The organism is Streptomyces sp. AB3(2024) (assembly GCF_041862025.1).
Taxonomy (GTDB): Bacteria; Actinomycetota; Actinomycetes; order Streptomycetales; family Streptomycetaceae; genus Streptomyces.
The window spans coordinates 1-25832 of sequence record NZ_JBGWAB010000119.1 but is presented as its reverse complement, the minus strand read 5'-3'; the positions used below and the strand labels follow the sequence as shown (position 1 = coordinate 25832).

The 25832-nt window shown below is 71.7% G+C and carries 21 protein-coding genes; 19 read left to right on the top strand and 2 right to left on the bottom strand.

Annotated features, from left to right (window positions below; all coding sequences use genetic code 11):
- Positions 1-192 precede the first annotated feature (192 nt).
- The 14 genes from ACEPPI_RS32360 to ACEPPI_RS32295 all read left to right on the top strand — a co-directional run bounded on the left by ACEPPI_RS32360 (position 193) and on the right by ACEPPI_RS32295 (position 16667).
- Positions 193-2241, top strand: a complete 2049-nt coding sequence (locus ACEPPI_RS32360; RefSeq protein WP_373918821.1) for a peptidoglycan D,D-transpeptidase FtsI family protein — start codon at positions 193-195, stop codon at positions 2239-2241.
- A 61-nt stretch (positions 2242-2302) separates the two neighbouring features.
- Positions 2303-3997 carry a UDP-N-acetylmuramoyl-L-alanyl-D-glutamate--2,6-diaminopimelate ligase gene (locus ACEPPI_RS32355; protein WP_373918820.1) on the top strand — a complete coding sequence of 565 codons (1695 nt, stop codon included), beginning with the start codon at positions 2303-2305 and terminating at the stop codon, positions 3995-3997.
- Entirely contained in the window at positions 3994-5418 is a 1425-nt protein-coding gene (murF, locus tag ACEPPI_RS32350) for a UDP-N-acetylmuramoyl-tripeptide--D-alanyl-D-alanine ligase (RefSeq protein WP_373918819.1), read from the top strand. Before ACEPPI_RS32355 ends, murF begins: the two co-directional genes overlap by 4 nt.
- Positions 5415-6485 (top strand): phospho-N-acetylmuramoyl-pentapeptide-transferase, encoded by a 1071-nt coding sequence (gene mraY / locus ACEPPI_RS32345; RefSeq protein ID WP_371678926.1) that lies wholly within the window; start codon positions 5415-5417, stop codon positions 6483-6485. Before murF ends, mraY begins: the two co-directional genes overlap by 4 nt.
- On the top strand, positions 6467-7894 hold the full coding sequence (gene murD, locus ACEPPI_RS32340; RefSeq protein WP_373918818.1) for a UDP-N-acetylmuramoyl-L-alanine--D-glutamate ligase: 1428 nt from the start codon (positions 6467-6469) through the stop codon (positions 7892-7894). The genes mraY and murD overlap by 19 nt, the downstream gene beginning before the upstream one ends.
- Before the next feature lie 69 nt (positions 7895-7963).
- Complete coding sequence (gene ftsW, locus ACEPPI_RS32335; RefSeq protein WP_373918817.1) at positions 7964-9322, top strand: putative lipid II flippase FtsW; 1359 nt, start codon at positions 7964-7966, stop codon at positions 9320-9322.
- A 6-nt stretch (positions 9323-9328) separates the two neighbouring features.
- Positions 9329-10423, top strand: coding sequence for an undecaprenyldiphospho-muramoylpentapeptide beta-N-acetylglucosaminyltransferase (murG, locus tag ACEPPI_RS32330; protein WP_356214319.1), 1095 nt, complete (start codon positions 9329-9331; stop codon positions 10421-10423).
- A 30-nt stretch (positions 10424-10453) separates the two neighbouring features.
- Positions 10454-11296 carry a cell division protein FtsQ/DivIB gene (locus tag ACEPPI_RS32325; protein WP_373918816.1) on the top strand — a complete coding sequence of 281 codons (843 nt, stop codon included), beginning with the start codon at positions 10454-10456 and terminating at the stop codon, positions 11294-11296.
- Between the two features lie 278 nt (positions 11297-11574).
- Positions 11575-12774 (top strand): cell division protein FtsZ, encoded by a 1200-nt coding sequence (ftsZ, locus tag ACEPPI_RS32320; protein WP_356214318.1) that lies wholly within the window; start codon positions 11575-11577, stop codon positions 12772-12774.
- On the top strand, positions 12771-13520 hold the full coding sequence (gene pgeF / locus ACEPPI_RS32315; RefSeq protein ID WP_373918815.1) for a peptidoglycan editing factor PgeF: 750 nt from the start codon (positions 12771-12773) through the stop codon (positions 13518-13520). Before ftsZ ends, pgeF begins: the two co-directional genes overlap by 4 nt.
- Positions 13507-14226, top strand: coding sequence for a YggS family pyridoxal phosphate-dependent enzyme (locus tag ACEPPI_RS32310; protein ID WP_373918814.1), 720 nt, complete (start codon positions 13507-13509; stop codon positions 14224-14226). The genes pgeF and ACEPPI_RS32310 overlap by 14 nt, the downstream gene beginning before the upstream one ends.
- A 170-nt stretch (positions 14227-14396) precedes the next feature.
- The gene (locus ACEPPI_RS32305) at positions 14397-15014 is read left to right on the top strand and encodes a cell division protein SepF (protein ID WP_266577714.1); all 618 of its coding nucleotides are present in this window, start codon (positions 14397-14399) and stop codon (positions 15012-15014) included.
- A 59-nt stretch (positions 15015-15073) separates the two neighbouring features.
- The gene (locus ACEPPI_RS32300) at positions 15074-15370 is read left to right on the top strand and encodes a YggT family protein (RefSeq protein WP_030155988.1); all 297 of its coding nucleotides are present in this window, start codon (positions 15074-15076) and stop codon (positions 15368-15370) included.
- An 82-nt stretch (positions 15371-15452) separates the two neighbouring features.
- Positions 15453-16667: a DivIVA domain-containing protein gene (locus ACEPPI_RS32295; protein WP_373918813.1), complete on the top strand. Its 1215-nt coding sequence runs from the start codon at positions 15453-15455 to the stop codon at positions 16665-16667.
- 370 nt (positions 16668-17037) lie between these two features.
- Here ACEPPI_RS32295 and ileS read toward each other — a convergent pair whose 3' ends face one another.
- A complete protein-coding gene (gene ileS, locus ACEPPI_RS32290; protein WP_373918812.1) occupies positions 17038-20196 on the bottom strand; it encodes an isoleucine--tRNA ligase in 3159 nt (1052 codons plus the stop codon).
- A gap of 493 nt (positions 20197-20689) precedes the next feature.
- The gene (locus ACEPPI_RS32285) at positions 20690-21061 is read right to left on the bottom strand and encodes a hypothetical protein (RefSeq protein WP_373918811.1); all 372 of its coding nucleotides are present in this window, start codon (positions 21059-21061) and stop codon (positions 20690-20692) included.
- On the opposite strand from ACEPPI_RS32285, the gene ACEPPI_RS32280 reads away from it, so the two are divergent.
- The 5 genes from ACEPPI_RS32280 to ACEPPI_RS32260 all read left to right on the top strand — a co-directional run bounded on the left by ACEPPI_RS32280 (position 21051) and on the right by ACEPPI_RS32260 (position 25623).
- Entirely contained in the window at positions 21051-21545 is a 495-nt protein-coding gene (locus ACEPPI_RS32280; protein WP_373918810.1) for a TraR/DksA family transcriptional regulator, read from the top strand. The two genes, ACEPPI_RS32285 and ACEPPI_RS32280, sit on opposite strands and share 11 nt — an antisense overlap.
- Before the next feature lie 65 nt (positions 21546-21610).
- Positions 21611-22177, top strand: coding sequence for a signal peptidase II (gene lspA, locus ACEPPI_RS32275; RefSeq protein WP_373918809.1), 567 nt, complete (start codon positions 21611-21613; stop codon positions 22175-22177).
- A 74-nt stretch (positions 22178-22251) separates the two neighbouring features.
- The gene (locus ACEPPI_RS32270; protein WP_373918808.1) at positions 22252-23193 is read left to right on the top strand and encodes an RluA family pseudouridine synthase; all 942 of its coding nucleotides are present in this window, start codon (positions 22252-22254) and stop codon (positions 23191-23193) included.
- Positions 23190-23654 (top strand): GNAT family N-acetyltransferase, encoded by a 465-nt coding sequence (locus ACEPPI_RS32265; RefSeq protein WP_373918806.1) that lies wholly within the window; start codon positions 23190-23192, stop codon positions 23652-23654. Before ACEPPI_RS32270 ends, ACEPPI_RS32265 begins: the two co-directional genes overlap by 4 nt.
- 376 nt (positions 23655-24030) lie before the next feature.
- A complete protein-coding gene (locus tag ACEPPI_RS32260; protein WP_373918805.1) occupies positions 24031-25623 on the top strand; it encodes a Na+/H+ antiporter in 1593 nt (530 codons plus the stop codon).
- Positions 25624-25832 lie beyond the last annotated feature (209 nt).

Below are 25832 nucleotides of genomic sequence, written 5' to 3'. Positions count from 1 at the left end.
ACTTCCCCGGGCGCGCAGCCGCCCGCGTCCGGCGCGCCGGCCCCGCCCTCGGGGGGCCCCGCGCCCGCCACGGGTCAGCCCGCGTCCCCGCAAGCCCCCCAGCCACAGCCGAGCCAGACCCCTGGAAGGTGACGTCGTGACGCGGACCCCTGCTGGGCATCTCCCCGCCCCGCCCTTCCACCGTCCGCCGGCATGGTCGAGGGGGCCCCGGTGAGCCCCAAGGAGCCTCCGCGCCGCAGAGTGACCGGGCCGCCGCGGCCGCGGCCCGGCGAGCGGGCGCGGGCCACGGCCCGCCCGGCCTCCCGCCCCGCGACCCGCCGCCCCGCCGCGCAGCGCACCCCGCACACCATCCGCCTCGGCAGCCCGAGGCCCCGGCTGCGCCTGGTCGGCGTGGGGCTGACCCTGGTCATGCTGGCCTTCGTCGTCCGGCTCCTCCAGGTGCAGGCCGTCGACGCGTCCGCCTACTCCGCCAAGGCCACCGAGAACCGCTTCGCCAGCTACACCCTGGCCGCGGAGCGCGGGGAGATCACCGACCGCAAGGGCGTGGCCCTGGCCACCAGCGTCGACGCGTACGACATCACCGCCGACCCCAAGATGTTCACGCCGCAGGAGAGCAAGGCCCCCGACGCCCCCGAGCAGGCCGCCGCGCTCCTCGCGCCGATCCTCGGCAAGGACGCCAAGGAGCTCACCGCACGCCTGAAGACCAAGAACACCCGCTACGTGATCCTGGCCCGCCGTCAGACCCCCCAGGTCTGGAACCAGATCAAGGACCTCAAGAAGCTCTTCGCCGACAAGGCCGCCGCCGACAAGCGCGGCAACGGCCCCGGCGCCAACGTCATCGCGGGCGTCTTCAACGAGGTCAGCAGCAAGCGCGTGTACCCGAACGGCGATCTCGCCGCCGGGATACTGGGTTACGTCAACGCCGAGGGCAAGGGCGGCGGCGGCCTGGAGTCCTCCCTCGACAAGAAGCTGTCCGGCAAGGACGGCCGGCTCACGTACGCCCAGTCCGGCGGCCGCCGCGTCCCCACCGCGGGATCCAGCGAGAAGCCCGCCGTACCCGGCGACGACATCGAGCTGACCATCGACCGCGACATCCAGTGGGCCGCACAGTCCGCGATCGCCGAGCAGGTCGAGAAGTCCGGCGCCGACCGCGGCTACGTCGTCGTCCAGGACACCCGCACCGGCGAGGTCCTGGCCATGGCCAACGCCCCCGGCTTCGACCCCAACGACCTGACCCGGGCCCGTTCCGCCGCCATGGGCAACGCCGCCCTCCAGGACGTGTACGAGCCCGGATCGACGGCCAAGGTGATCTCGATGGCCGCCGTCCTGGAGGAGAAGAAGGCCACCCCCGACACCCACGTCGAGGTCCCCAACCGGCTGCACCGCGGCGACCGGCTCTTCAAGGACGACGTCGACCACCCGACCTGGTACCTGACCCTCAACGGGGTCCTCGCCAAGTCCTCGAACATCGGCACCATCCTGGCCACCGGCCAGCTCGGCGCCACCCAGCCCGAGGCCAACAGGGTCCTCTACTCCTACCTGGACAAGTTCGGCATCGGGCACCCCAGCGGCCTCAACTACCCCGGCGAATCCCGCGGCATCCTCGCCAAGCCGGAGGCCTGGTCCACCTCGCAGCAGTACACGATCCCCTTCGGACAGGGCCTGTCGCTCAACGCCATGCAGGCGGCCTCCGTCTACTCCACCATCGCCAACGGCGGGGTCCGGATCACCCCGACCCTGGTGCGCGGCACCAAGGGCCCCGACGGCCGGTTCACCCCGGCCCCGGCACCCGAACAGACGCGCGTGGTCAGCCAGGGGACCGCCAAGACCCTCGCGGAGATGCTCGAATCCGTGGTCGACGACCAGGAGGGCACCGGCACCAGGGCCCGCATCCCCGGGTACCGGGTCGGCGGCAAGACCGGCACCTCCAACCGGGTGGATCCGGCCACCGGCCGCTACAAGGGCTACACCGCCTCCTTCGCCGGCTTCGCCCCGGCCGACAACCCGCGGATCACCGTCTACTGCGCCATCCAGAACCCCACCAAGGGCAGTTACTTCGGCGGCCAGATCTGCGGCCCGATCTACAAGACGGTGATGGAGTTCGCGCTCAAGACCCTCCAGGTCGCACCCACCGGAACCGCCCCGGCGGGACTCCCGGTGACCTTCGACGGCGGCCCGCCGCCCGCCACCCCGAACAACACCCCGACCGCCCCGCAGACCAGCCCGCAGCCCAGCCCGTAGACCGGCCCGCAGTCCGGGCGGTGAACCGGCCGCCCGGCCAGAAACGCGTGAGGCACCATCAGTGACAACCATCACCCCGAAACCCGGGAACCAATCGGCCGACGGCGCCCAGGGCGGGCCCTCGCTTCGCGAGCGGCCCGCCGCGCCCGGTACGCTCACCGCCGTGCCCCACGCTGATCAGCCCAGAACCGCCCAGAAAGACGCCCCGGCAGCGCCGCCGGGAGCGCCCCGGCCCGTGTCCGCCCGCCCGACCCCTCTGGGCGAGCTGGCCACCCTGCTGGGTCTGCCCGATTCAGGCGCCACACCGATCACCGGCATCACGCACGACTCCCGTGCCGTGCGCCCCGGCGATCTTTACGCCGCCCTGCCCGGCGCCCGGCTCCACGGCGCGGACTTCGCCACGCAGGCCGCCGCCCTCGGCGCGGCCGCCGTGCTGACCGATCCGGCGGGTGCCGACCGCGCCGCCGCGACCGGCCTGCCGGTGCTCACCGTCGCCGACCCGCGCGGCCGGATGGGCGAGCTCGCCGCCGAGATCTACGGCCGGCCCGGTGAGGGCCTGCTCCAGCTCGGCATCACCGGCACCTCGGGCAAGACCACCACCGCGTACCTCGTCGAGGGCGGACTGCGCGCCGCCGGACGCACGACCGGACTGGTCGGCACCGTCGAGATGCGCATCGGCGACGAGCGCATCAAGTCCGAGCGCACCACCCCCGAGGCCACCGACCTCCAGGCCCTGTTCGCCGTCATGCGCGAACGCGGCGTCGAGGCCGTGGCCATGGAGGTCTCCAGTCACGCCCTGGTGCTGGGCCGGGTCGACGGATGCGTCTTCGACGTCGCCGTCTTCAACAACCTGAGCCCGGAACACATGGAGTTCCACTCCGACATGGAGGACTACTTCCAGGCCAAGGCGCAGCTCTTCACCGAGCGCCGCGCCCGCCTCGGCGTGGTCAACGTCGACGACGAGTACGGCCGCCGCCTCGCGAAGGAGGCGCCGATCCCGGTCGTGACCTTCTCCGCCGCCGGCGACCCGGCCGCCGACTGGCGCGCCGAGGACGTGGTCAGCGGCCCCATGGACTCCACCCTGACCCTGGTCGGGCCCGAGGGACAGCGCGTACGGGCCACCGCCCCGCTGGCCGGCCCGTTCAACGTCGCGAACACCGTCGCCGCGATCGTCACGCTCGCCGCCGCCGGCCTGGACCCGCAGACCGCCGCCGACGGCGTCGCCGCGGTCCCCGGCGTCCCGGGCCGCCTGGAACGGGTCGACGCGGGACAGCCGTACCTGGCCGTCGTCGACTACGCCCACAAGACGGACGCCGTCGAGTCGGTGCTGCGCGCCCTGCGCGAGGTCACCACCGGCAAGCTGCACATCGTCCTCGGCTGCGGCGGTGACCGCGACACCACCAAGCGCGCCCCGATGGGCGCCGCGGCGGCCCGGTACGCCGACGTCGCCGTCCTGACCTCCGACAACCCGCGCTCCGAGGACCCGCTCGCGATCCTCGCCGCGATGTTCGAGGGCGCCGTGTCGGTGCCGCCCGCCGAGCGCGCCACCGTCCTCGTCGACGCCGACCGGGCCGCGGCCATCGCGGCCGCCGTCGCGCGCGCCGCGGCCGGGGACACCGTCCTCGTCGCCGGCAAGGGCCACGAGCAGGGCCAGGACACCGCGGGCGTCGTACGCCCCTTCGACGACCGCGCCGTGCTCCGCGCGGCCATCGAGACCCAGCAGCACAGCGCCCGACAGGCCGAGGTGAACCAGTGATCGCCCTTTCCCTCGCCGAGATCGCCGACATCACCGGCGGGCGGCCCCACGACATACCGGATCCCTCGGTGCGGATCGGCGGCCCCGTCGTCATCGACTCCCGCCAGGTGGAGCCCGGGAGCCTCTTCGCCGCCTTCGAGGGCGAGCACGTCGACGGCCACGACTACGCCGAGCGCGCGGTCGCGGCCGGCGCCGCGGCCGTCCTCGCCGCCCGCCCCGTGGGCGTACCGGCGATCGTGGTCCCCGACGTCGAGAAGGCCCTCGGCGTCCTCGCCCGCACCGTCGTCGAACGCCTCGGCACCGACGTGGTGGCGCTGACCGGCTCGGCCGGCAAGACGTCCACCAAGGACCTCATCGCCCAGGTGCTCCAGCACCACGCGCCCACGGTGTGGACGCCCGGCTCCCTCAACAACGAGATCGGCCTGCCGCTCACGGCCCTGAAGGCCACCGCCGAAACCCGGCACCTCGTCCTGGAGATGGGCGCCCGCGGCATCGGCCACATCGCCTACCTGACCGGCCTGACCCCGCCGCGCATCGGACTCGTCCTGAACGTCGGCACCGCCCACATCGGCGAGTTCGGCGGTCGCGAGGCCATTGCCCAGGCCAAGGGAGAGCTGGTCGAGGCCCTGCCGGCCGAAGCCGACGGCGGGGTCGCCGTCCTCAACGCCGACGACCTGCTGGTGCGGGCCATGTCCGCCCGCACCAAGGCCCGTACCGTCCTGTTCGGGGAGGCCGAGGACGCCGACGTACGGGCCACCGAGGTGCGGATGACACCCGCCGGACAACCCTCCTTCACACTCCACACCCCGACCGGGTGCAGCGATGTGACCTTGCGGCTGTACGGTGAGCACCACGTGTCGAACGCGCTTGCCGCGGCCGCCGTCGCCCATGTCCTGGGCATGTCCGTCGAAGAGATCGCCACAGCGCTCTCCGAGGCGGGCACGCTGTCACGGTGGCGGATGGAGGTCACCGAGCGCGCGGACGGCGTGACGATCGTCAACGACGCCTACAACGCGAATCCCGAGTCCATGCGGGCCGCCCTGCGCGCACTTGCCGCGATGGGGGACTCCGCCAGGGCGAGGGGGGGACGTACGTGGGCGGTGCTCGGCCCCATGGCCGAGCTCGGCGACGCTGCGCTGGCCGAGCACGACGCGGTGGGACGGCTCGCCGTCCGGCTCAACGTGAGCAAGCTCGTGGCAGTCGGGGGCAGGGAAGCGTCCTGGCTGCAACTGGGCGCATATAACGAGGGTTCGTGGGGTGAGGAGTCGGTGCTCGTGTCCGACGCGCAGGCGGCAGTGGACCTGTTGCGCAGTGAACTGCGCCCGGGGGACGTCGTGCTGGTGAAGGCTTCCAGGTCGATCGGCCTGGAGCGGGTCGCGCAGGCGCTGCTCGACAGCGAGGGCGAGGTCGCCGGCCGATGAGGCAGATCCTGTTCGCGGGTGTCATCGGTATGTTCCTCACCGTCATCGGCACCCCCCTCCTGATCAAGCTGCTGGCCCGCAAGGGCTACGGCCAGTTCATCCGCGACGACGGCCCCCGCGGCCACGCCGGGAAGAAGGGCACGCCCACCATGGGCGGCATCTCCTTCATCCTGGCGACGCTCATCGCGTACGCGGCGACGAAGGCCATCACCGGCGAATCGCCGAGCATGTCCGGCCTGCTCGTGCTCTTCCTGATGGCGGGCATGGGCGTGGTCGGTTACCTCGACGACTACATCAAGATCGTCAAGCGCCGTTCGCTCGGTCTGCGGGCCAAGGCCAAGATGGCCGGCCAGCTGATCGTCGGCATCGCCTTCGCGGTCCTCGCGTTGCAGTTCTCGGACTCGCGCGGACTGACCCCGGCCTCCACGAAGCTGTCGTTCGTCACGGACTTCGGCTGGGCGATCGGGCCCGTGCTGTTCGTGGTCTGGGCGCTGTTCATGATCCTGGCCATGTCCAACGGCGTGAACCTGACCGACGGTCTGGACGGCCTCGCCACCGGCGCCGCCGTGATGGTCTTCGGCGCCTACACCTTCATCGGCGTCTGGCAGTTCCAGGAGTCCTGCGTCAACGCGCAGACCCTGACCAACCCGAACGCCTGTTTCGAAGTGCGCGACCCGCTGGACCTCGCGGTCGTCGCCTCCGCCCTGATGGGAGCCTGCTTCGGCTTCCTGTGGTGGAACACCTCGCCCGCCAAGATCTTCATGGGTGACACCGGCTCGCTCGCCCTCGGCGGCGCACTCGCGGGCCTCGCCATCTGCTCCCGCACGGAGCTCCTGATGGCACTCCTCGGCGGCCTCTTCGTGCTCATCACGATGTCGGTCGTCATCCAGGTCGGCTCCTTCAAGCTGACCGGAAAGCGCGTCTTCCGCATGGCCCCGCTCCAGCACCACTTCGAACTCAAGGGCTGGTCCGAAGTCCTCGTCGTGGTCCGCTTCTGGATCATCCAGGGCATGTGCGTGATCGTCGGTCTCGGTCTCTTCTACGCGGGATGGGCAGCAGACAAGTGACCTCCTGGCAGGACAGGAACATCACCGTCGCCGGTCTCGGCGTGAGCGGCATCAGTGCCGCCCGCGCCCTGGCCGGCCTCGGCGCTTCGGTGACCGTCGTCGACGGCGGCGACAGCGAGGGCCACCGGTCCCGTGCCGCGGAGCTGGAGGCGGCGGGGATCTCCGTACGCCTGGGCGACGCGGAGACCCTCCCCGAGGGCACGGGCCTCGTGGTCACCTCGCCGGGCTGGAAGCCCGACAGCCCCCTGTTCGCGGCCGCGGCCGAGGCCGGGGTGGACGTCGTGGGCGACGTCGAGATCGCCTGGCTGCTGCGCGGCGAGAACGCCGCGCCCTGGCTCGCGATCACCGGCACCAACGGCAAGACCACCACCACCCAGATGCTCGCGTCGATCCTGCGCGCGGCCGGTCTGAAGACCGCGGCCGTCGGCAACATCGGCACCCCGATCATCGACGTGGTGACCGGCGACGAGACCTACGACGTCCTCGCCGTCGAGCTCTCCAGCTACCAGCTGCACTGGGCGCCCTCGGTGCGCGCCCACTCGGCCGCCGTCCTGAACCTGGCCCCGGACCACCTGGACTGGCACGGCTCGATGGACGCCTACGCCGCCGACAAGGGCCGCATCTACGAGGGCAACACGGTCGCGTGCGTCTACAACGTCGCCGACCCCGCCACCGAGGCCCTGGTCGTCGAGGCGGACGTCGAGGAGGGCTGCCGCGCCATCGGCTTCACCCTCGGCGCCCCCGGCCCCTCCATGCTCGGCGTGGTCGACGGGATCCTCGTGGACCGCGCCTTCGTCGAGAACCGGCAGAAGAACGCCCAGGAGCTCGCCGAGGTCAAGGACGTCAACCCGCCGGCCCCGCACAACATCGCCAACGCCCTCGCGGCGGCGGCCCTCGCCCGCGCCTTCGGCGTGGAACCGCGCGCGGTCCGCGACGGCCTGCGCGACTTCCGCCCCGACGCCCACCGCGTCTCGTACGTGGACGAGGTCGGCGGGATCACCTACATCGACGACTCCAAGGCCACCAACACGCACGCCGCGGAGGCCTCCCTCGCGGCCTTCGAACCGGTCGTCTGGATCGCCGGGGGCCTCGCCAAGGGCGCGACCTTCGACGAGCTCGTCCAGAAGTCCGCAGACCGGCTGCGCGCGGTGGTGCTGATCGGCGCCGACCGGGCGCTGATCGCCGAGGCACTGGCGCGACACGCCCCCGAGGTCCCGGTCGTCGACCTCGAACGGACCGACACTGGGGCGATGCTCGCAGCGGTCCGGGAGGCGGCCCGGCTCGCGAAGTCCGGCGACACGGTCCTGCTCGCTCCCGCGTGTGCCTCGATGGACATGTTCGCGAACTACAACAAGCGCGGGGACGCGTTCGCCGACGCCGTGCGCGAACTGGCCGCCGAGAGCGCCTAGGTCGATCCGGGGCAGGATTCCTGCCCGACCCGGCTGCTCGCCTCGTACGAGTGGAGGGGAAGATCACAGATGCCGGCCAAGCAGATGCTGCCGGGGCGGCGACCCGCCGCCGTGAAGGCGCAGGGCCGCAAACGCCCCGCGGTCACCGCCCGGCGGCCCGCCCGCGGGCCGCTGCAGCGGCTGCGGCGCGCACAGCGGCAGTTGAGCAAGGCCTGGGACCGGCCGCTCACGGCCTATTACCTGATTTTCGGCAGCTCGCTGCTCCTCACCGGGCTCGGCCTGGTGATGGTCTACTCGGCCTCCATGATCAAGGCCCTCCAGCTGGGCCTGGGGGACGCGTACTTCTTCAAGAAGCAGTTCCTGGCCGCCCTGATCGGTTCCGTCCTGCTCTTCGCAGCCTCCCGGATGCCGGTCAAGCTGCACCGGGCCCTGTCCTATCCGGTGCTCGCCGGCACCCTGTTCCTGATGGTCCTGGTCCAGGTCCCCGGGATAGGCGTCTCGATCAACGGCAACCAGAATTGGATCTCCCTTGGCGGTCCGTTCATGCTCCAGCCCAGTGAGTTCGGCAAACTGGCCCTGATCCTGTGGGGCGCCGACCTGCTGGCCCGCAAGGGGGACAAAGGGCTGCTGAGCCAGTGGAAGCACCTGCTGGTGCCGCTGGTCCCGGTGGCCTTCCTGCTGCTCGGGCTGATCATGCTGGGCGGGGACATGGGCACCGCGATGATCCTGGGCGCCGTCCTGTTCGGGCTGCTCTGGCTCGCCGGGGCGCCGACCCGGATGTTCGCGGGGGTCCTGCTCTTCGCGGGTGTGATCGTCGCACTGCTCATCAAGACCAGCCCGCACCGCATGGACCGGCTCGCCTGCCTCGGGGCGACGGATCCGGGCAAGAACGACCTTTGCTGGCAGGCCGTGCACGGGATCTACGCCCTGGCATCCGGTGGATGGTTCGGTTCCGGCCTGGGGGCGAGTGTGGAAAAATGGGGGCAACTGCCCGAAGCCCACACCGACTTCATCTTTGCCATCACCGGTGAGGAACTGGGGCTGGCGGGGACGCTGTCGGTGCTCGCCCTGTTCGCGGCCCTAGGCTATGCGGGTATCCGCGTGGCCGGACGCACGGAGGACTCCTTCGTACGGTATGCCGCGGGAGGCGTCACCACGTGGATCACGGCCCAGGCCGTGATCAACATCGGTGCGGTGCTCGGCCTGCTGCCGATCGCCGGTGTGCCCCTCCCGCTGTTCTCCTACGGAGGGTCGGCCCTGCTGCCGACCATGTTCGCGGTCGGACTGCTCATCGCCTTCGCGCGGGAGGAGCCGGCGGCGCGAGCGGCGCTCGCGATGCGCCGGCCGAGGTTCGGCCGGCAGCGGAGCGGGCCGATATGGAAGTCGATGAGACGGCGCGTCAAGAGGCGTCCGTCCGGAGAGCGGTGAATTTCGGTGCATGTCGTACTCGCCGGTGGGGGGACCGCCGGCCACATCGAGCCGGCGCTCGCCCTCGCGGACGCCCTGCGCAGGCAGGACCCGACCGTGGGCATCACCGCCCTCGGTACCGAACGCGGCCTTGAAACGCGGCTGGTCCCGGAGCGGGGCTACGAGCTGGGGCTGATCCCCGCCGTACCGCTGCCCCGCAAGCCCACGCCCGAGCTGATCACCGTCCCCGGGCGGCTGCGCGGCACCATCAAGGCCGCCGAGGAGATCCTGTCCCGGACCAAGGCGGACTGCGTCGTCGGCTTCGGCGGCTACGTGGCCCTGCCCGGCTACCTGGCCGCCAAGCGGCTCGGGGTGCCGATCATCGTCCACGAGGCCAACGCCCGGCCCGGACTGGCCAACAAGATCGGCTCCCGCTACGCGCACGCCGTCGCGGTGTCCACCCCGGACAGCAAGCTGCGCGGCGCCCGCTACGTGGGCATCCCGCTGCGCCGGTCCATCTCCACCCTCGACCGGGCCGCCGTCCGCCCCGAGGCGCGCGCCGCCTTCGGGCTGGACCCCAACCTGCCGACGCTGCTGGTCTCCGGCGGCTCGCAGGGCGCCCGCCGCCTCAACGAGGTGATCCAGCAGGTCGCTCCGACCCTCCAGCGCTCCGGGATCCAGATCCTGCACGCGGTCGGCCCGAAGAACGAACTGCCGCGTGTCGACAACATGCCCGGGATGCCGCCGTACGTCCCGGTACCGTACGTGGACCGGATGGACCTCGCGTACGCCGCCGCCGACATGATGCTGTGCCGCGCGGGCGCGATGACCGTCGCCGAACTCTCCGCCGTCGGACTGCCGGCCGCCTACGTACCGCTGCCCATCGGCAACGGCGAACAGCGGCTCAACGCCCAGCCGGTGGTCAAGGCCGGCGGCGGCCTGCTCGTGGACGACGCGGAACTGACGCCCGACTGGGTGCTCGGCCAGGTCCTCCCGGTGCTGTCCGATCCGCACCGCCTGTACGAGATGTCCCGCGCCGCCGCCGAGTTCGGCCGCCGGGACGCCGACGAACTGCTCGTCGGCCTGGTCTACGAGGCGGTCGCGGCCAACAGGGCCCGCTGAGGCGGGAAGCCAGACCCAGGAGGCACAGGAGTGGCCGGAGCGACGACGGCACAGCGCGGCACGTCCGACCGGTCGGGCCGGGGCGGGAAAAGGCGCCCGGGTCCGTCCAAGCCGCCCAAGCCGCCCAAGTCGTCGAAGAGGTCGGGCCCCCGGGGACCCGGTGGCGCGCGAGCGCGCCGGGTCCCCGTCCTGGCCTCCCTCGCCGCCGCCGTGGTCCTCGCCGCGGGCGGCACCTGGGCGCTCTACGGCTCCTCCTGGCTCCGCGTCGAGAAGGTCACGGCCTCCGGCACCGAGGTGCTCACCCCCGAACAGGTCCTCGCGGCCGCGGCGGTACCCGTCGGCGCGCCCCTCGTCGGCGTCGACACGGACGAGATCGCGAGCCGTCTGCGCCGGCGGCTCCCCCGTATCGATTCGGTCGACGTGGTGCGGGCCTGGCCGCACGGAATCGGGCTGAAAGTGACGGAACGCAAACCCGTCCTGCTCATCAAGAAGGAAGCGGAGTTCGTCGAAGTGGACGCGTCCGGTGTGCGATTCGACACGGTCGGACGCGCCCCCGCGGGTGTTCCGGTCCTGGAATTGACCGCGGAGCACTCGCCGAGCGCCCGCCGCTTCGACGAGCAGCGGCTCCTGCGGGAGGCGGTGGGGATCGCCGGAAGCCTCCCCGCCGCGATCGCGAAAGAGACTTTGCAGGTCAAGGTGCGGTCGTACGATTCGGTGCTGCTCCAGCTGACCAAGGGGCGCACGGTCGTGTGGGGGAGCGGCGAACTGGGTGAGGCCAAGGGCCGCGCGCTGACCGCTCTGCTGAAAGCCTCGCCCAAGGCCGACCACTTCGACGTGAGCGTACCCACCGCGCCCGCGGTGTCCGGGAGTTGACGTCCGGTCGAACAGCGAAGCACCCTGGTTGGCCACCGATACGGGTGATCACATAGGGTGAAAAGAAAAACGGGAGGTTCGGCGTGTTCGTTGAACCCGCGCTACTTGTCGACTTAGTGTCCTGTTCGGAAGAGTCCAGAGAACAGACACACTCCTAACCCTAAACTTCAGGGTTAGGGTTCGGGTCGGCGCGTACGAACCGTCCCAATTTCGGCATCAGTCGTCGCACCGCAGACCCGCGAAGCGGCGACACGTAATCGAGGCGAGAGGCCTTCGACGTGGCAGCACCGCAGAACTACCTCGCAGTCATCAAGGTCATCGGTGTCGGCGGCGGTGGTGTCAATGCCATCAACCGAATGATCGAGGTCGGTCTCAAGGGTGTCGAGTTCATCGCCATCAACACGGACGCCCAGGCGCTGTTGATGAGCGACGCCGACGTCAAGCTCGACGTCGGTCGTGAACTCACCCGGGGCCTCGGCGCCGGAGCCAACCCGGCCGTCGGCCGCAAGGCGGCAGAGGACCACCGCGAGGAGATCGAGGAGGTCCTCAAGGGGGCCGACATGGTCTTCGTCACCGCCGGCGAGGGCGGCGGCACCGGCACCGGCGGCGCACCCGTCGTGGCCAACATCGCGCGCTCGCTGGGCGCCCTGACGATCGGTGTGGTCACCCGGCCGTTCACCTTCGAGGGCCGGCGCCGCGCGAACCAGGCGGAGGACGGCATCGCCGAGCTCCGCGAAGAGGTCGACACCCTCATCGTCATCCCCAACGACCGCCTGCTGTCCATCTCGGACCGCCAGGTCAGCGTCCTGGACGCCTTCAAGTCGGCCGACCAGGTCCTGCTCTCCGGCGTCCAGGGCATCACCGACCTCATCACCACCCCGGGTCTGATCAACCTCGACTTCGCGGACGTCAAGTCCGTCATGTCCGAGGCCGGCTCCGCACTGATGGGCATCGGCTCGGCCCGCGGCGACGACCGCGCGGTGGCCGCCGCCGAGATGGCGATCTCCTCGCCGCTGCTGGAGGCCTCCATCGACGGGGCGCGGGGCGTCCTGCTCTCCATCTCCGGTGGCTCGGACCTCGGCCTCTTCGAGATCAACGAGGCCGCGCAGCTGGTCAGCGAGGCCGCCCACCCCGAGGCGAACATCATCTTCGGCGCCGTCATCGACGACGCGCTCGGCGACGAGGTACGGGTCACCGTGATCGCGGCCGGGTTCGACGGCGGACAGCCCCCGGCCCGCCGGGACAACGTCATCGGCGCCGCGTCCACCAAGCGCGAGGAGCCGGCCCCCGCGCCGGTGCGCGCCCCGGAGCCGGTCCGCCCGGCCTTCGGCGGACTCGGCACGGTCACCCCGCGCGAGGAGCCCCCGGCTCCGGTGGAGATCCCCGTCGAGCCGATGCCCGCGCCGCAGGTGCCGACGGCCCGGCCGTACCAGGACAGCCCGGCCGAAGAGCTGGATGTTCCGGACTTCTTGAAGTGACACTGGGGCAGCATCACGAGAGCGGCGCCCACTTCGCCTTCACCGACCGGTGGGGCGGAGTGAGCGCCGTTCCGTACGAGGAGCTCAATCTCGGCGGCGCGGTCGGAGACGACCCGGCCGCCGTTCGTGCGAACCGGGCCGCCGTGGCGCGGGAGCTGGGCGTCGACCCGGACCTCGTCGTCTGGATGAACCAGGTGCACGGACGGGACGTCGCAGTGGTGGACGGCCCGTGGGCCGCCGGTGACGCGGTCCCGGCGGTGGACGCGGTGGTGACCGCGCGTCGGGGGCTCGCCCTCGCCGTGCTCACCGCCGACTGCACCCCCGTGCTGCTGGCCGACCCCGTCGCCGGGGTCGTCGGTGCCGCCCACGCCGGGCGGCCCGGCCTGGTGGCCGGAGTGGTGCCGGCCGCGGTCGAGGCGATGACGGCCCTGGGCGCGGACCCCGCGCGCATGGTCGCCCGTACCGGACCGGCCGTCTGCGGGCGGTGCTACGAAGTGCCCGCCGAGATGCGGGAGGCGGTCGCCGCCGTGGTTCCGGCCGCGTGGGCCGAGACCAGCTGGGGGACGCCGGCGGTGGACGTGGTCGCCGGGGTGCACGCGCAGCTGGCGGAGGCGGGGGTGGCGTACCGCCACCGTTCCGCGGTCTGCACACTGGAGTCGCGGGACCACTTCTCGTACCGCCGCGACCGGGTGACCGGGCGGCTCGCCGGATATGTGTGGTTGGAACGGATTGATGACAGACCGTAAGTCGGAACTCGCGGAGAACCTCGCGCGGGTGGAGGAGCGCATCGCGTCCGCCTGCGCGGCCGCGGGCCGGGGGCGGGACGAGGTGACCCTCATCGTGGTCACCAAGACATATCCGGCGAGCGACGTACGACTGCTGGCGGAGCTGGGCGTCCGTCATGTTGCGGAAAACCGGGACCAGGACGCCGCGCCCAAGGCCGGGGCCTGCGCGGATCTGCCGTTGAACTGGCACTTCGTGGGTCAGTTGCAGACGAACAAAGTCCGTTCCGTGGCGGGATACGCACATGTCGTGCAGTCGGTCGACCGGCCGAAGCTCGTCACGGCGCTGTCGGCGGCTGCGGAGGCGCAGGGGCGCGAACTCGGCTGTCTGGTGCAGATCGCGCTCGACGCGGAGTCGGGGGAGCGCGGCGCGCGCGGAGGCGCGGCGCCGGACCTGCTCCCGGAGTTGGCGGACCTCGTGGCCGCCGCGCCGGGACTGCGGATCGACGGCCTGATGACCGTCGCCCCGCTGGCCGGCCCCTACGCGGGGCGCGAACGGGAGGCCTTCGAGCGGCTGGTGGAATTGTCATCCGGCCTGCGCGCGGACCATCCGGCTGCCACGATGGTGTCGGCCGGAATGAGCGCCGACCTGGAACAGGCCGTGCTGGCGGGTGCGACACATGTACGCGTCGGCACTGCGGTACTCGGCGCGAGACCCCGGCTCGGGTAACGTCGCGAAGAAAGTCGGACCACAGCAGAAAATATGGTCATTTCCGCAGATGAGCGGACAGACCACGTGGATCGCGGGCAGTTGGTGACTTTGGTGACACAGCTACTTTGCTGACGGACACAGCGACACCTGCGACAGGGCGATCCACCACAGAGCGGAGGACTCGGAGAATGGCCGGCGCGATGCGCAAGATGGCGGTCTACCTCGGCCTCGTGGAGGACGACCGGTACGACAACCCGGGGTACGACCCCGATGACGAGTTCGAGCCCGAGCCGGAGCCGGAGCGCGCGCGGGACCGGGATCGCCGACAGCAGCCCGTGCACCAATCGCCCGTAACGGACGAACCGGTACGAGCCGTACAGCCTCCGGCGCCGCGGGAGCCCCTCCCAATTCCGTCAGAAAACGGACGTCCCGCGCGAATTGCCCCCGTGGCATCCATCACACCTGACCGCACCAACCTGGAGAAGAACGCACCCGTGATCATGCCCAAGGTCGTCTCCGAGCGGGAGCCGTACCGCATCACGACGCTGCACCCCCGGACCTACAACGAGGCCCGTACCATCGGGGAACACTTCCGTGAGGGCACTCCGGTGATCATGAATCTCACGGAGATGGACGACACGGACGCGAAGCGTCTCGTCGACTTCGCCGCCGGCCTCGTCTTCGGTCTGCACGGCAGTATTGAACGCGTGACACAGAAGGTGTTCCTGCTGTCGCCTGCTAACGTCGATGTCACGGCGGAGGACAAGGCCCGCATCGCGGAGGGCGGGTTCTTCAACCAAAGCTAGACCGATCCGTCAGACACGGGACCGGGAACAGAGCGAGAACGGGGAGAGGGAAGCGCGGGATGGGCGTCGCACTGCAAGTGGTCTACATCGCGCTGATGTGCTTCCTCATCGTGCTGATCTTCCGACTGGTCATGGACTACGTGTTCCAGTTCGCACGTTCATGGACACCCGGCAAGGCGATGGTGGTCGTTCTGGAGGCCACCTACACTGTCACCGATCCACCGCTCAAGCTTCTCCGGCGATTCATTCCGCCGTTGCGTCTCGGGGGCGTGGCACTCGACCTGTCCTTCTTCGTTCTGATGATCATCGTTTACATCCTCATCAGTTTCGTGAGCACCGCTGCGAGAAGCGTGTGAACGATGTGCTTCCCCGCGGGCGCGGGGACAGTCCCGATACGGTCTTGCCGACTGCCGACGACTACGTAGAGGTGAAGAAGACATGCCGCTGACCCCCGAGGACGTGCGGAACAAGCAGTTCACGACCGTCCGCCTCCGAGAAGGCTATGACGAGGACGAGGTCGATGCCTTCCTCGACGAGGTCGAGTCCGAACTGACGCGCCTGCTGCGCGAGAACGAGGACCTGCGCGCCAAGCTGGCCGCCGCGACGCGTGCCGCCGCGCAGAGCCAGCAGCAGCAGCAGAACATGCGCAAGCCGGAGCCCCAGGACCAGCGAGGCCCGGGCGCCCCCGTGCCCGCGGCCATATCCGGCCCGCCGCAGCAGCAGCAGCCGCAGATGGGCCCGCCGCAGCTTCCCGGCGGCCAGCCGCAGCTGCCGCCCGGTCCCGGTGGACACGGACCGCAGGGTCCGGGCCCGATGGGCGGCCCCATGCAGCAGCAGTCCATGGGTGGCCAGCACCCCATGGCGCCGCAGCAGCAGATGGGCCAGCCCCCCATGCAGCAGCAGTCCATGGGTGGCCAGAACCCGCTCGGCCAGCCGATGGGCCAGCAGATGCAGCCGATGGGGCAGCAGATGCAGCCCATGGGCCAGCCCATGCAGCAGATGCAGCAGCCGCCGCAGCTCCCGCAGCAGGGCCCCGGTGGCGACAGCGCCGCCCGCGTCCTGTCGCTCGCGCAGCAGACCGCCGACCAGGCGATCGCGGAGGCCCGCTCCGAGGCCAACAAGATCGTCGGCGAGGCCCGTTCGCGCGCCGAGGGCCTGGAGCGGGACGCCCGCGCCAAGGCCGACGCGCTGGAGCGGGACGCGCAGGAGAAGCACCGCGTCGCGATGGGCTCCCTGGAGTCCGCCCGCGCCACGCTGGAGCGCAAGGTCGAGGACCTGCGGGGCTTCGAGCGCGAGTACCGTACGCGTCTGAAGTCCTACCTGGAGTCGCAGCTGCGCCAGCTGGAGACCCAGGCCGACGACTCCCTGGCCCCGCCGCGCAACCCGGCCGGTCCGGCGCTGCCGCCGTCGCCTTCGCCGTCGATGGCTCCGGCCGGTGCCATGGGTCACTCGATGGGCAACCCGTCCATGGGTGCTCCGGCCCCCATGGGCGGTCCCTCCCCGATGGGTGGTGGCCCGTCCTACGGCGGCCAGCAGCAGATGTCCCCGGCGATGACGCAGCCGATGGCTCCGGTGCGGCCGGCCGCGCCGCAGCCGATGCAGCAGGCGCCGTCTCCCATGCGGGGCTTCCTGATCGACGAGGACGACAACTAGGCGCCGCCGCTCGTCGTCGGCAGTCTTACGGGCCGGGCCCGGGTTCCCATCGGAACCCGGGCCCGCCCCGTTCCCGTACCCGGGCGCCGCTGCCGGTGCCCGCTGCGCGGGCTGTCCCCTACCCGCCCTTCCTCCGTTCCCGCCTCAGTCGCCGGCGCGGCTGAAAGACCCTGGGGCTCCGCCCCAGACCCCGCGCCTCAAACGCCGGCGGCGGCTGGATTGTCCGGAGGGCAATTCCAGCCCCGCCGGCGATTGAGGCGCGGGCGCGGAGCGCCGTGCTGTGAGCCGCGCCCCGCGATCGGGGCGGGTACCGGAAAACGAAAAGGCCCGCACCCCCCGGAGGGAAGGGTGCGGGCCGCCGGCCCGGGGGTTACGCCTTGCGGAGGCGGAACGTCAGGGACAGGGACTCGTCCGTGAACGGCTCGCCGTACGCCGCGTCCGCCTCGCCGGAGGCGAAGTCCGTGGCGAGGACCTCGTCCGCGATCAGGGCCGCGTGGTCCGTCAGGGCCGTGACGACCTCCGGCTCCGTGGCGGACCACCGCAGGGCGATGCGGTCCGCCACGTCGAGGCCGGAGTTCTTGCGGGCCTCCTGGATCAGGCGGATCGCGTCACGGGCGAGGCCCGCCAGCTTCAGCTCCGGCGTGATCTCCAGGTCCAGGGCGACCGTCGCGCCGGAGTCGGAGGCCACCGACCAGCCCTCGCGCGGGGTCTCCGTGATGATGATCTCCTCCGGGGTGAGGGAAACGGACTCCCCGTTCACCTCGACCTCGGCGGAGCCGGACCGCAGGGCCAGCGACAGCGCCGCCGCGTCGGCCGCGGCCACCGCCTTGGCCACGTCCTGCACGCCCTTGCCGAAGCGCTTGCCCAGCGCCCGGAAGTTCGCCTTGGCCGTGGTGTCCACCAGGGACCCGCCGACCTCCGAGAGGGAGGCCAGGGAGGAGACGTTCAACTCCTCCGTGATCTGGGCCTGCAGCTCCGGCGAGAGCGCGTCGAAACCGGCCGCGCCGACCAGCGCGCGCGACAGCGGCTGGCGGGTCTTGACCCCGGACTCCGCGCGGGTCGCGCGGCCCAGCTCCACCAGGCGGCGGACCAGCAGCATCTGCTGGGACAGGACCGGGTCGATCGCGGTGGCGTCCGCGACCGGCCAGGTGGACAGGTGCACCGACTCGGGGGCCTCCGGGGTGACCGGGACGATCATGTCCTGCCAGACCCGCTCCGTGATGAAGGGGGTCAGCGGGGCCATCAGGCGGGTGACCGTCTCGACGACCTCGTGCAGGGTGCGCAGGGCACCCTTGTCGCCCTGCCAGAAGCGGCGGCGCGAGCGGCGCACGTACCAGTTCGAGAGGTCGTCGACGAAGGCGGAGAGGAGCTTGCCGGCGCGCTGGGTGTCGTAGGACTCCATCGCCCCGGTGACCTCGGTGACCAGGGTGTGGAGCTCGGAGAGCAGCCAGCGGTCCAGGACCGTGCGGTCCGCCGGGGCCGGGTCGGCCGCCGAGGGGGCCCAGCCGGAGGTACGGGCGTACAGCGCCTGGAAGGCGACGGTGTTCCAGTACGTGAGGAGGGTCTTGCGGACGACCTCCTGGATCGTGCCGTGGCCGACGCGACGCGCCGCCCACGGGGAGCCGCCGGCCGCCATGAACCAGCGCACCGCGTCGGCGCCGTGCTGGTCCATGAGCGGGATCGGCTGGAGGATGTTGCCCAGGTGCTTGGACATCTTGCGGCCGTCCTCGGCGAGGATGTGGCCCAGGCAGACCACGTTCTCGTAGGCGGACTTGTCGAAGACGAGGGTGCCGACCGCCATCAGCGTGTAGAACCAGCCGCGGGTCTGGTCGATGGCCTCCGAGATGAACTGCGCCGGGTAGCGCTTCTCGAAGATCTCCTTGTTCTTGTACGGGTAGCCCCACTGCGCGAACGGCATCGAGCCCGAGTCGTACCAGGCGTCGATGACCTCGGGGACGCGGACGGCCTCCAGGGAGCAGCCCTCGGCCGTGCAGGTGAAGGTGACGTCGTCGATGTACGGGCGGTGCGGGTCCAGGGCCGAGTGGTCCTGCCCGGACAGCTCGCTCAGCTCCGCGCGCGAGCCGACGCAGGTGAGGTGGTTCTCCTCGCAGCGCCAGATCGGCAGCGGGGTGCCCCAGTAGCGGTTGCGGGACAGTGCCCAGTCGATGTTGTTGTTCAGCCAGTCGCCGAAGCGGCCCTGCTTGACCGAGTCCGGGAACCAGTTCGTCTTCTCGTTCTCCCGCAGCATCGCGTCCTTGACGGCGGTGGTGCGGACGTACCAGGACGGCTGCGCGTAGTAGAGCAGGGCCGTGTGGCAGCGCCAGCAGTGCGGGTAGCTGTGCTCGTAGGCGATGTGCTTGAAGAGCAGGCCGCGCGCGTCGAGGTCGGCGGTGAGCTTCTCGTCGGCCTTCTTGAAGAAGACGCCGCCGACCAGCGGGACCTCCTCCTCGAAGGTGCCGTCGGGGCGGACGGGGTTCACGACGGGCAGGCCGTACGCGCGGCAGACCGCGAGGTCGTCGGCGCCGAAGGCGGGGGACTGGTGGACCAGACCGGTGCCGTCCTCGGTCGTGACGTACTCGGCGTTCACGACGTAGTGGGCCTCGGCCGGGAACTCGACCAGCTCGAAGGGGCGCTGGTACGTCCAGCGCTCCATCTCCTTGCCGGTGAAGGACTCGCCGGTGGCCTCCCAGCCCTCGCCGAGGGACTTCTCCAGCAGCGGCTGGGCGACGACGAGCTTCTCCGAGTCCTCGACGCCGGTACGGCGCGCGACGACGTACGTGACCTCGGGGTGGGCGGCGACCGCGGTGTTGGACACCAGGGTCCACGGGGTCGTCGTCCAGACCAGCAGGGCCGCCTCGCCCGCGAGGGGACCGGAGGTCAGCGGGAAGCGGACGTAGACCGAGGGGTCCACGACCGTCTCGTAGCCCTGCGCCAGCTCGTGGTCGGAGAGGCCGGTGCCGCAGCGCGGGCACCAGGGGGCCACGCGGTGGTCCTGGGTGAGCAGGCCCTTGTTGAAGATCTCCTTCAGCGACCACCACACGGACTCGACGTACTCGGGGTCCATGGTCCGGTAGGCGTCGTCCAGGTCGACCCAGTAGCCCATACGGGTCGTGAGCTCGGTGAACGCGTCGGTGTGGCGGGTCACGGACTCGCGGCACTTGGCGTTGAACTCGGCGATGCCGTACGCCTCGATGTCCTGCTTGCCGTTGAAGCCGAGTTCCTTCTCGACGGCGAGCTCGACGGGCAGGCCGTGGCAGTCCCAGCCGGCCTTGCGGGCCACGTGGTAGCCGCGCATGGTGCGGAACCGGGGGAAGACGTCCTTGAAGACGCGGGCCTCGATGTGGTGCGCGCCGGGCATGCCGTTCGCGGTGGGCGGGCCCTCGTAGAAGACCCACTCGGGGCGTCCCTCGGACTGCTCCAGGGTCTTCGCGAAGGTCTTGCTCTCGCGCCAGAAGTCGAGGACCGCGTGCTCAAGGGCAGGCAGGTCGACCTGGGCGGGTACCGGGCGGTACTGCGGCGGTGTGGTCATGAGGCTGAACTCTTCCTCCGGCGGGGTGTCAGTTCCGTCCGGAGGGACGAGAGCGCTGATGCTCCCGCGGTACCACCCTCCTTGGCCCCCGGACAGGTCCGGCGGCCCCCTCATTGGGGTGCGAAGCCGGTTCTACTCGCCCCCCGGGGATCCGTACGGGCTTTCTTCCGGCGGCTCAGGGGTGATCCTTCACATCGCGCTCGCCCCCGGGCTCTCACCGTCCCCGGGTCGCTCCTGGCTGCGTCCGACGCTACTCGTCCCCGTCCGTGCCTCTCGCTGCGCCCAGTGTAAGGGCCGGGGCCCGGGTCGGCAGACCGGTTATCGCGGCGCCGGCGGCGTGACCCGGACGGGCTGATCGCCCGGTACGGGATCCAGTGGGGCGGGCGGGGCGGATTACCGGGCTTCCCGCTGGGCACAACGGATGCAGGTTGACCTCGATGGACGCGTGCCCCGTTGCCGTGTGGTCGGCGCCGATTTATCGTTCCGGCACGATTCACGAACAAGATCGCAGTATGTGAAAAGGGGCCGCGGCCATGGTGGCGAAGAAGACGGCGACGCAGGAGGTGGCTGCTGTGCCAGGCTCCACGCCTGCCGCCAAACGGGCTGCTCCGGCCGAGAAGACGGCGGCGAAGAAGACAACGGCGAAGAAGACCACCACGAAGAAGACCACCACGAAGAAGACCACCACGAAGAAGGCCGTCGCGAAGAAGACCGCGGCGCAGAAGGCCCCGGCGAAGCCGGCCGACGCCACGGCGACGAGGGCGGCCGCGAAGAGCACCACGGGCAAGGCGGCGGCCACCCCGGCCGCAGCCGAGGGGGCGGCCCCGGCCGCGCGGAAGACGGGAGCTCGGAAAGTGGTTGCCAAGAAGACTGCGGGTACGGCCAGGAAGACGGCCGCTGCGGCCACCAGCGGGCTCCCCAAGGCGCGGGCCACGGCGGCGGCCACCGCGCCCGGCGAGCTCGCCGTACGCCCCGGCGAGGACCCCTGGACCGAGCAGGAGGTCGAGGAGGCCCGTACGGAGCTGGTCTCGGAGATCCTGCGGCTGCGCACCGAGCTCGACGCCTCCGAGGTGGCCATCACGGGCCTGATGCGGGACTCGGGAGACGGCGCGGGCGACGACCAGGCCGACACCGGGACCAAGAACATCACCCGGGAGTCCGAGCTGGCCCTCGCCGCGAACGCCACCTCGATGCTGGAGCAGACCGAGCGGGCCCTGGAACGCCTGGAGGCGGGCACGTACGGACTCTGCGAGAACTGCGGGCAGCCCATCGGCAAGGCGCGGATGCAGGCCTTCCCCCGGGCCACCCTGTGCGTGGACTGCAAGCAGAAGCAGGAGCGGAGGCACTAGGCACGAGGTACGTCCCCTGACGTACTCTCGTGTCTCGTCGGGATCGAGCTAGTCGAGGGACTCACGTGGCAGAGGCGGAGCGCATCATCGGTACGCCGGAGGTCGGGGACGACGCCGAGCCGCAGTCGGGGCCGGACGCGCCCAAGGGGCGCCGGCGGATCGCGGCGCTGCTCGTCGTGGCGGTGCTCGCGTACCTGGTCGACCTCGGCAGCAAGATGGTGGTCGTGGCCCGGCTGGAGCACCAGCCCCCGATCCGGGTCCTCGGCGATCTGCTGCAGTTCAACGCGATCCGCAACCCCGGCGCCGCCTTCGGCTTCGGTGAGGCGTTCACGATCATCTTCACCTGTATCGCGGCGACCGTGATCGTGGTGATCGTCCGGCTGGCGCGCAAGCTGTACAGCCTGCCGTGGGCGATCGCCCTCGGTCTGCTGCTGGGCGGCGCGCTGGGCAACCTCACCGACCGGATCTTCCGCTCGCCGGGCGTGTTCCGCGGCGCCGTGGTCGACTTCATCGCCCCCGCCCACTTCGCCGTCTTCAACCTCGCGGACTCGGCGATCGTGTGCGGCGGCATCCTGATCGTCCTGCTGTCCTTCAAGGGCCTGGACCCGGACGGCACCGTCCACAAGGACTGACCGCGGGCCCGTCGCGGGCCGGTCCCGGGCCGATCGCGGGAATGGTCCTCTGCCGAGTCCTGCATACTCGACGGGTGAGTACGATTCCCGAGATCCGCACCCTGCCCGTTCCCGATGGCCTCGAAGGCGAGCGCGTGGACGCCGCCATCGCCCGTATGTTCGGTTTCTCCCGGACGAAGGCGGCCGAGCTGGCGTCGGAGGGGAAGGTCTCGGTCGACGGCAGCGTCGTCGGCAAGTCCGAGCGCGTGCACGGCGGCGCCTGGCTCGAAGTCGAGATGCCCGCCCCGCCGCGCCCGGTCGAGCTCGTCGCCGAACCCGTGCCCGGCATGGAGATCGTCCACGACGACGACGACATCGTCGTGATCATGAAGCCGGTCGGCGTCGCCGCGCACCCGAGCCCCGGCTGGACCGGCACCACCGTCATCGGCGGGCTCGCCGCCGCCGGCTACCGGATCTCCACCTCCGGCGCGTCCGAGCGGCAGGGCGTCGTCCACCGCCTCGACGTCGGCACCTCCGGCCTGATGGCCGTCGCCAAGTCCGAGCGCGCGTACACCTCGCTGAAGAACCAGTTCCGCGAGCGGGTCGTCGACAAGCGCTACCACGCGCTGGTGCAGGGCCACCCGGACCCGATGAGCGGCACCATCGACGCGCCGATCGGGCGCCACCCCAGCGCCGATTACAAGTGGGCGGTGACCCAGGACGGCAAGGCCTCCGTCACCCACTACGACCTGATCGAGGCGTTCCGCGCCGCGTCGCTGCTGGACATCAAGCTGGAGACGGGGCGCACGCACCAGATCCGCGTGCACATGTCCGCGCACCGCCACCCCTGCGTCGGCGACCTGACCTACGGCGCCGACCCGACCGTCGCCAAGCGGCTCGGGCTGACCCGGCAGTGGCTGCACGCCGTGCGACTCGGCTTCGAGCACCCGGCCGACGGGCAGTGGGTGGAGTTCGAGAGCGGCTACCCGGCCGACCTCCAGCACGCGCTGGACGTGATCCGGGCCGAGAGCCAGTGACTTCCGTCTCGGTGCGGGTGGCTTCCTCGGAGGAGGATCTGGCCGCCTGTTACGCGGTGCGGACCGACGTGTTCGTGGTCGAGCAGTCCGTGCCGGAGTCGATCGAGTACGACGCGTACGACGCGGTCGCGGTGCACGTGCTGGCCGTGGGCCCGGAGGGTGAGGCCCTGGGCACCGGACGCCTGCTGCACGGCCCCGAGGCCCTCGGCAAGACCGGCTCGCCGGAGGTCGGCTCGCTGGGGCGCCTCGCCGTACGGAAGTCCGCGCGCGGACTGGGCGTCGGGGTCGCGCTGGTCCGGGCGATCGAGACGGAGGCGGCCGGGCTGGGACTGACGGCGGTCGACCTCGGCGCGCAGACGCACGCGATGGGGTTCTACGAGCGGCTCGGCTACGTGGCCTACGGGCCGGAGTTCCAGGACGCGGGCATCCCGCACCGGTCGATGCGGCGCCCTCTGTCGTAGACCCGGGGCGCGTACTCGGGTGCGGGCCCGCTGCCGGGGGCCAGCCCCCGGACCCCCGCGCCTCAAACGCCGGCGGGGCTGGATTTTGCCTGGCGGGGCGTGCTCGCGTGCGGGCCTCGCGCCTCAGCCGCGGGGCTGGATTGCGCGGAGCGCAATTCCAGCCCCGCCGGCGCTTGAGGCGCGGGCGCGGAGCGCCGTGTCGTGACCCGCACCCGTGGGGATCCGGGGCGCGACGGGCCGCGGGTCGGGCTCCGACACGCCGGTGCGGCCCGGCCGCGGGGACCCGGACCCGTCCGGGGCGGCCCGGGGGCCGACACGTGGGTGCGGCGGCCCCCACCCTCGTGGCCCAGCGGCAGCGGCCTGGCAGGGTGGGGGAGTGGATCAGCTTGCTCTGCTGTTCGTGCTGCTGCTCGGGGCCGTCGTCACCGTTCCGCTCGGGGACCGGCTGGGGCTGCCCGCGCCCGTGCTGATGACCATCATCGGGGTGGCGCTGGCACTGGTGCCCGTCGTGCCGAACGTCGACATCCCGCCCGAATACATCCTGCCGCTCCTCCTGCCCCCGCTGCTGTACGCCTCCGCGCAGCGCACCTCCTGGCGCCAGTTCGCGGCCAACGTGCGGCCGATCCTGCTGCTGGCCGTGGCCCTGGTCTTCGTGACCACCGCCGCCGTTGCGGCCGTCGCGCACGCCGTCGTGCCGGGGCTGCCCGTCGCCGCCGCCGTCGCGCTCGGCGCGCTCATCGCCCCTCCCGACCCCGTCGCGGCCACCGCCGTCGCCGGATCGCTCGGGCTGCCCCGCAGGATGGTGTCGATCCTGGAGGGGGAGGGGCTGTTCAACGACGTCACCGCCATCGTGCTCTACCACGTGGCCGTCGCCGCCGTCGTCAGCGGCAGCTTCTCGTGGCCCGACGCGCTCGGGGAGTTCGTGCTGTCCGCGGTCGTCGCGGTGGCCGTGGGGCTCGGGCTCGGCTGGGTGACGCAATGGATGATGGGCCGGCTCGGGGACGCCACGCTCCAGATCGGGCTGACGCTGCTCGTGCCGTTCGTCGCGTACGTGGTGGCGGAGGAACTCCGGGGCTCGGGGGTGCTGGCCGTGCTGACCACCGCCCTGTTCCTCGCCGAGTTCGCCTCGGACGCCGACGACGTGCTGGGGCGCCTCGCCGGGCACACCTTCTGGGAGATCGTCGACACGCTGGTCACCGGCGTGGCGTTCGGACTGATCGGCCTGGAGCTGCACAACGTCTTCGGCGTCGCGAAGGGCCGGGCCTGGGAGATGGCCGGCTGGGCGGCGGTCGTGATCGTGGTGGTCGTCGGCGTACGGCTGGTCTGGCTGCTCCCGGCGGGCTGGCTGGCGAAGAAACTGCACCGTCGGCGCGACTACGACGAGGAGATCCCGCTGAGCTGGCGGGAGAGCGTGGTGATGTGGTGGGCCGGGATGCGCGGGGTGGCCTCGGTGGCGCTGGCCCTGGCCATCCCCCTGCGCACGGGCGCGGGGGAGCCCTTCCCCGGCCGGGACGAGATCGTGTTCATCGCCTTCGCGGTGATCATGGTGACCCTGGTCTGCCAGGGGCTGACGCTGCCCTGGCTGGTGCGGCGGCTGGGGGTGGAGGCGGACGCGGACGCCGAGCGCGAGGGCCGGAGGCAGCTGGCGCTGCGCGCGGCGAAGGCGGCGAAGCGGCGGCTGAAGGAGATCGAGCAGGTCGAGGACCTGCCCGAGGACCTCGTGGAGATCCTGTACCGGCGTGCGTACGACGTCGGCGCCAGGATCAGCCCCGACCTGGTCGACGAGGAGCGGCGGGAGGCGTACGGGAAGCGGGTGGAGCGGATCCGGGACGTGCAGCGGATCCAGCGGGAGATGATGTCCGCCGCCCGGCACGAGGTACTGGCCGCGCGGAGCGAGCCGGGGGCGGACCCGGAGATCGTGGACCGGGTGCTGCGGCACCTGGACGTGCGGAGCCTGCGGAGTCCGTAGGCGGGGTGGGGCCGGCGGTGCCGGTGAGGCGACGACGCCCGTCCCGGTTCCCGGCCCCGGGGGGGGGGGGGGGGGCGGGGGGGGGGGTGTGGGGGGGGGGGGGGGGGGGGGGGGGGGGGGGGGGGGGGGGCGCCGCCGGGGGGGGGGCCGGGCGGGGGGGGCGGGGGGGGCCCGCCCCCCGGGACGGGAGGCGCGCGGCACTAGACCTG

Bases quoted from the DNA above. Each gene is read 5' to 3' on its own strand.
- ACEPPI_RS32305 (WP_266577714.1), top strand. From the start codon at position 14,397: ATGGCCGGCGCGATGCGCAAGATGGCGGTCTACCTCGGCCTCGTGGAG.
- ACEPPI_RS32300 (WP_030155988.1), top strand. From the start codon at position 15,074: ATGGGCGTCGCACTGCAAGTGGTCTACATCGCGCTGATGTGCTTCCTC.
- mraY (WP_371678926.1), top strand. From the start codon at position 5,415: ATGAGGCAGATCCTGTTCGCGGGTGTCATCGGTATGTTCCTCACCGTC.
- ACEPPI_RS32310 (WP_373918814.1), top strand. From the start codon at position 13,507: ATGACAGACCGTAAGTCGGAACTCGCGGAGAACCTCGCGCGGGTGGAG.
- murD (WP_373918818.1), top strand. From the start codon at position 6,467: ATGGGCAGCAGACAAGTGACCTCCTGGCAGGACAGGAACATCACCGTC.
- ftsW (WP_373918817.1), top strand. From the start codon at position 7,964: ATGCCGGCCAAGCAGATGCTGCCGGGGCGGCGACCCGCCGCCGTGAAG.
- ACEPPI_RS32295 (WP_373918813.1), top strand. From the start codon at position 15,453: ATGCCGCTGACCCCCGAGGACGTGCGGAACAAGCAGTTCACGACCGTC.
- ACEPPI_RS32360 (WP_373918821.1), top strand. From the start codon at position 193: ATGGTCGAGGGGGCCCCGGTGAGCCCCAAGGAGCCTCCGCGCCGCAGA.
- ileS (WP_373918812.1), bottom strand. From the start codon at position 20,196: ATGACCACACCGCCGCAGTACCGCCCGGTACCCGCCCAGGTCGACCTG.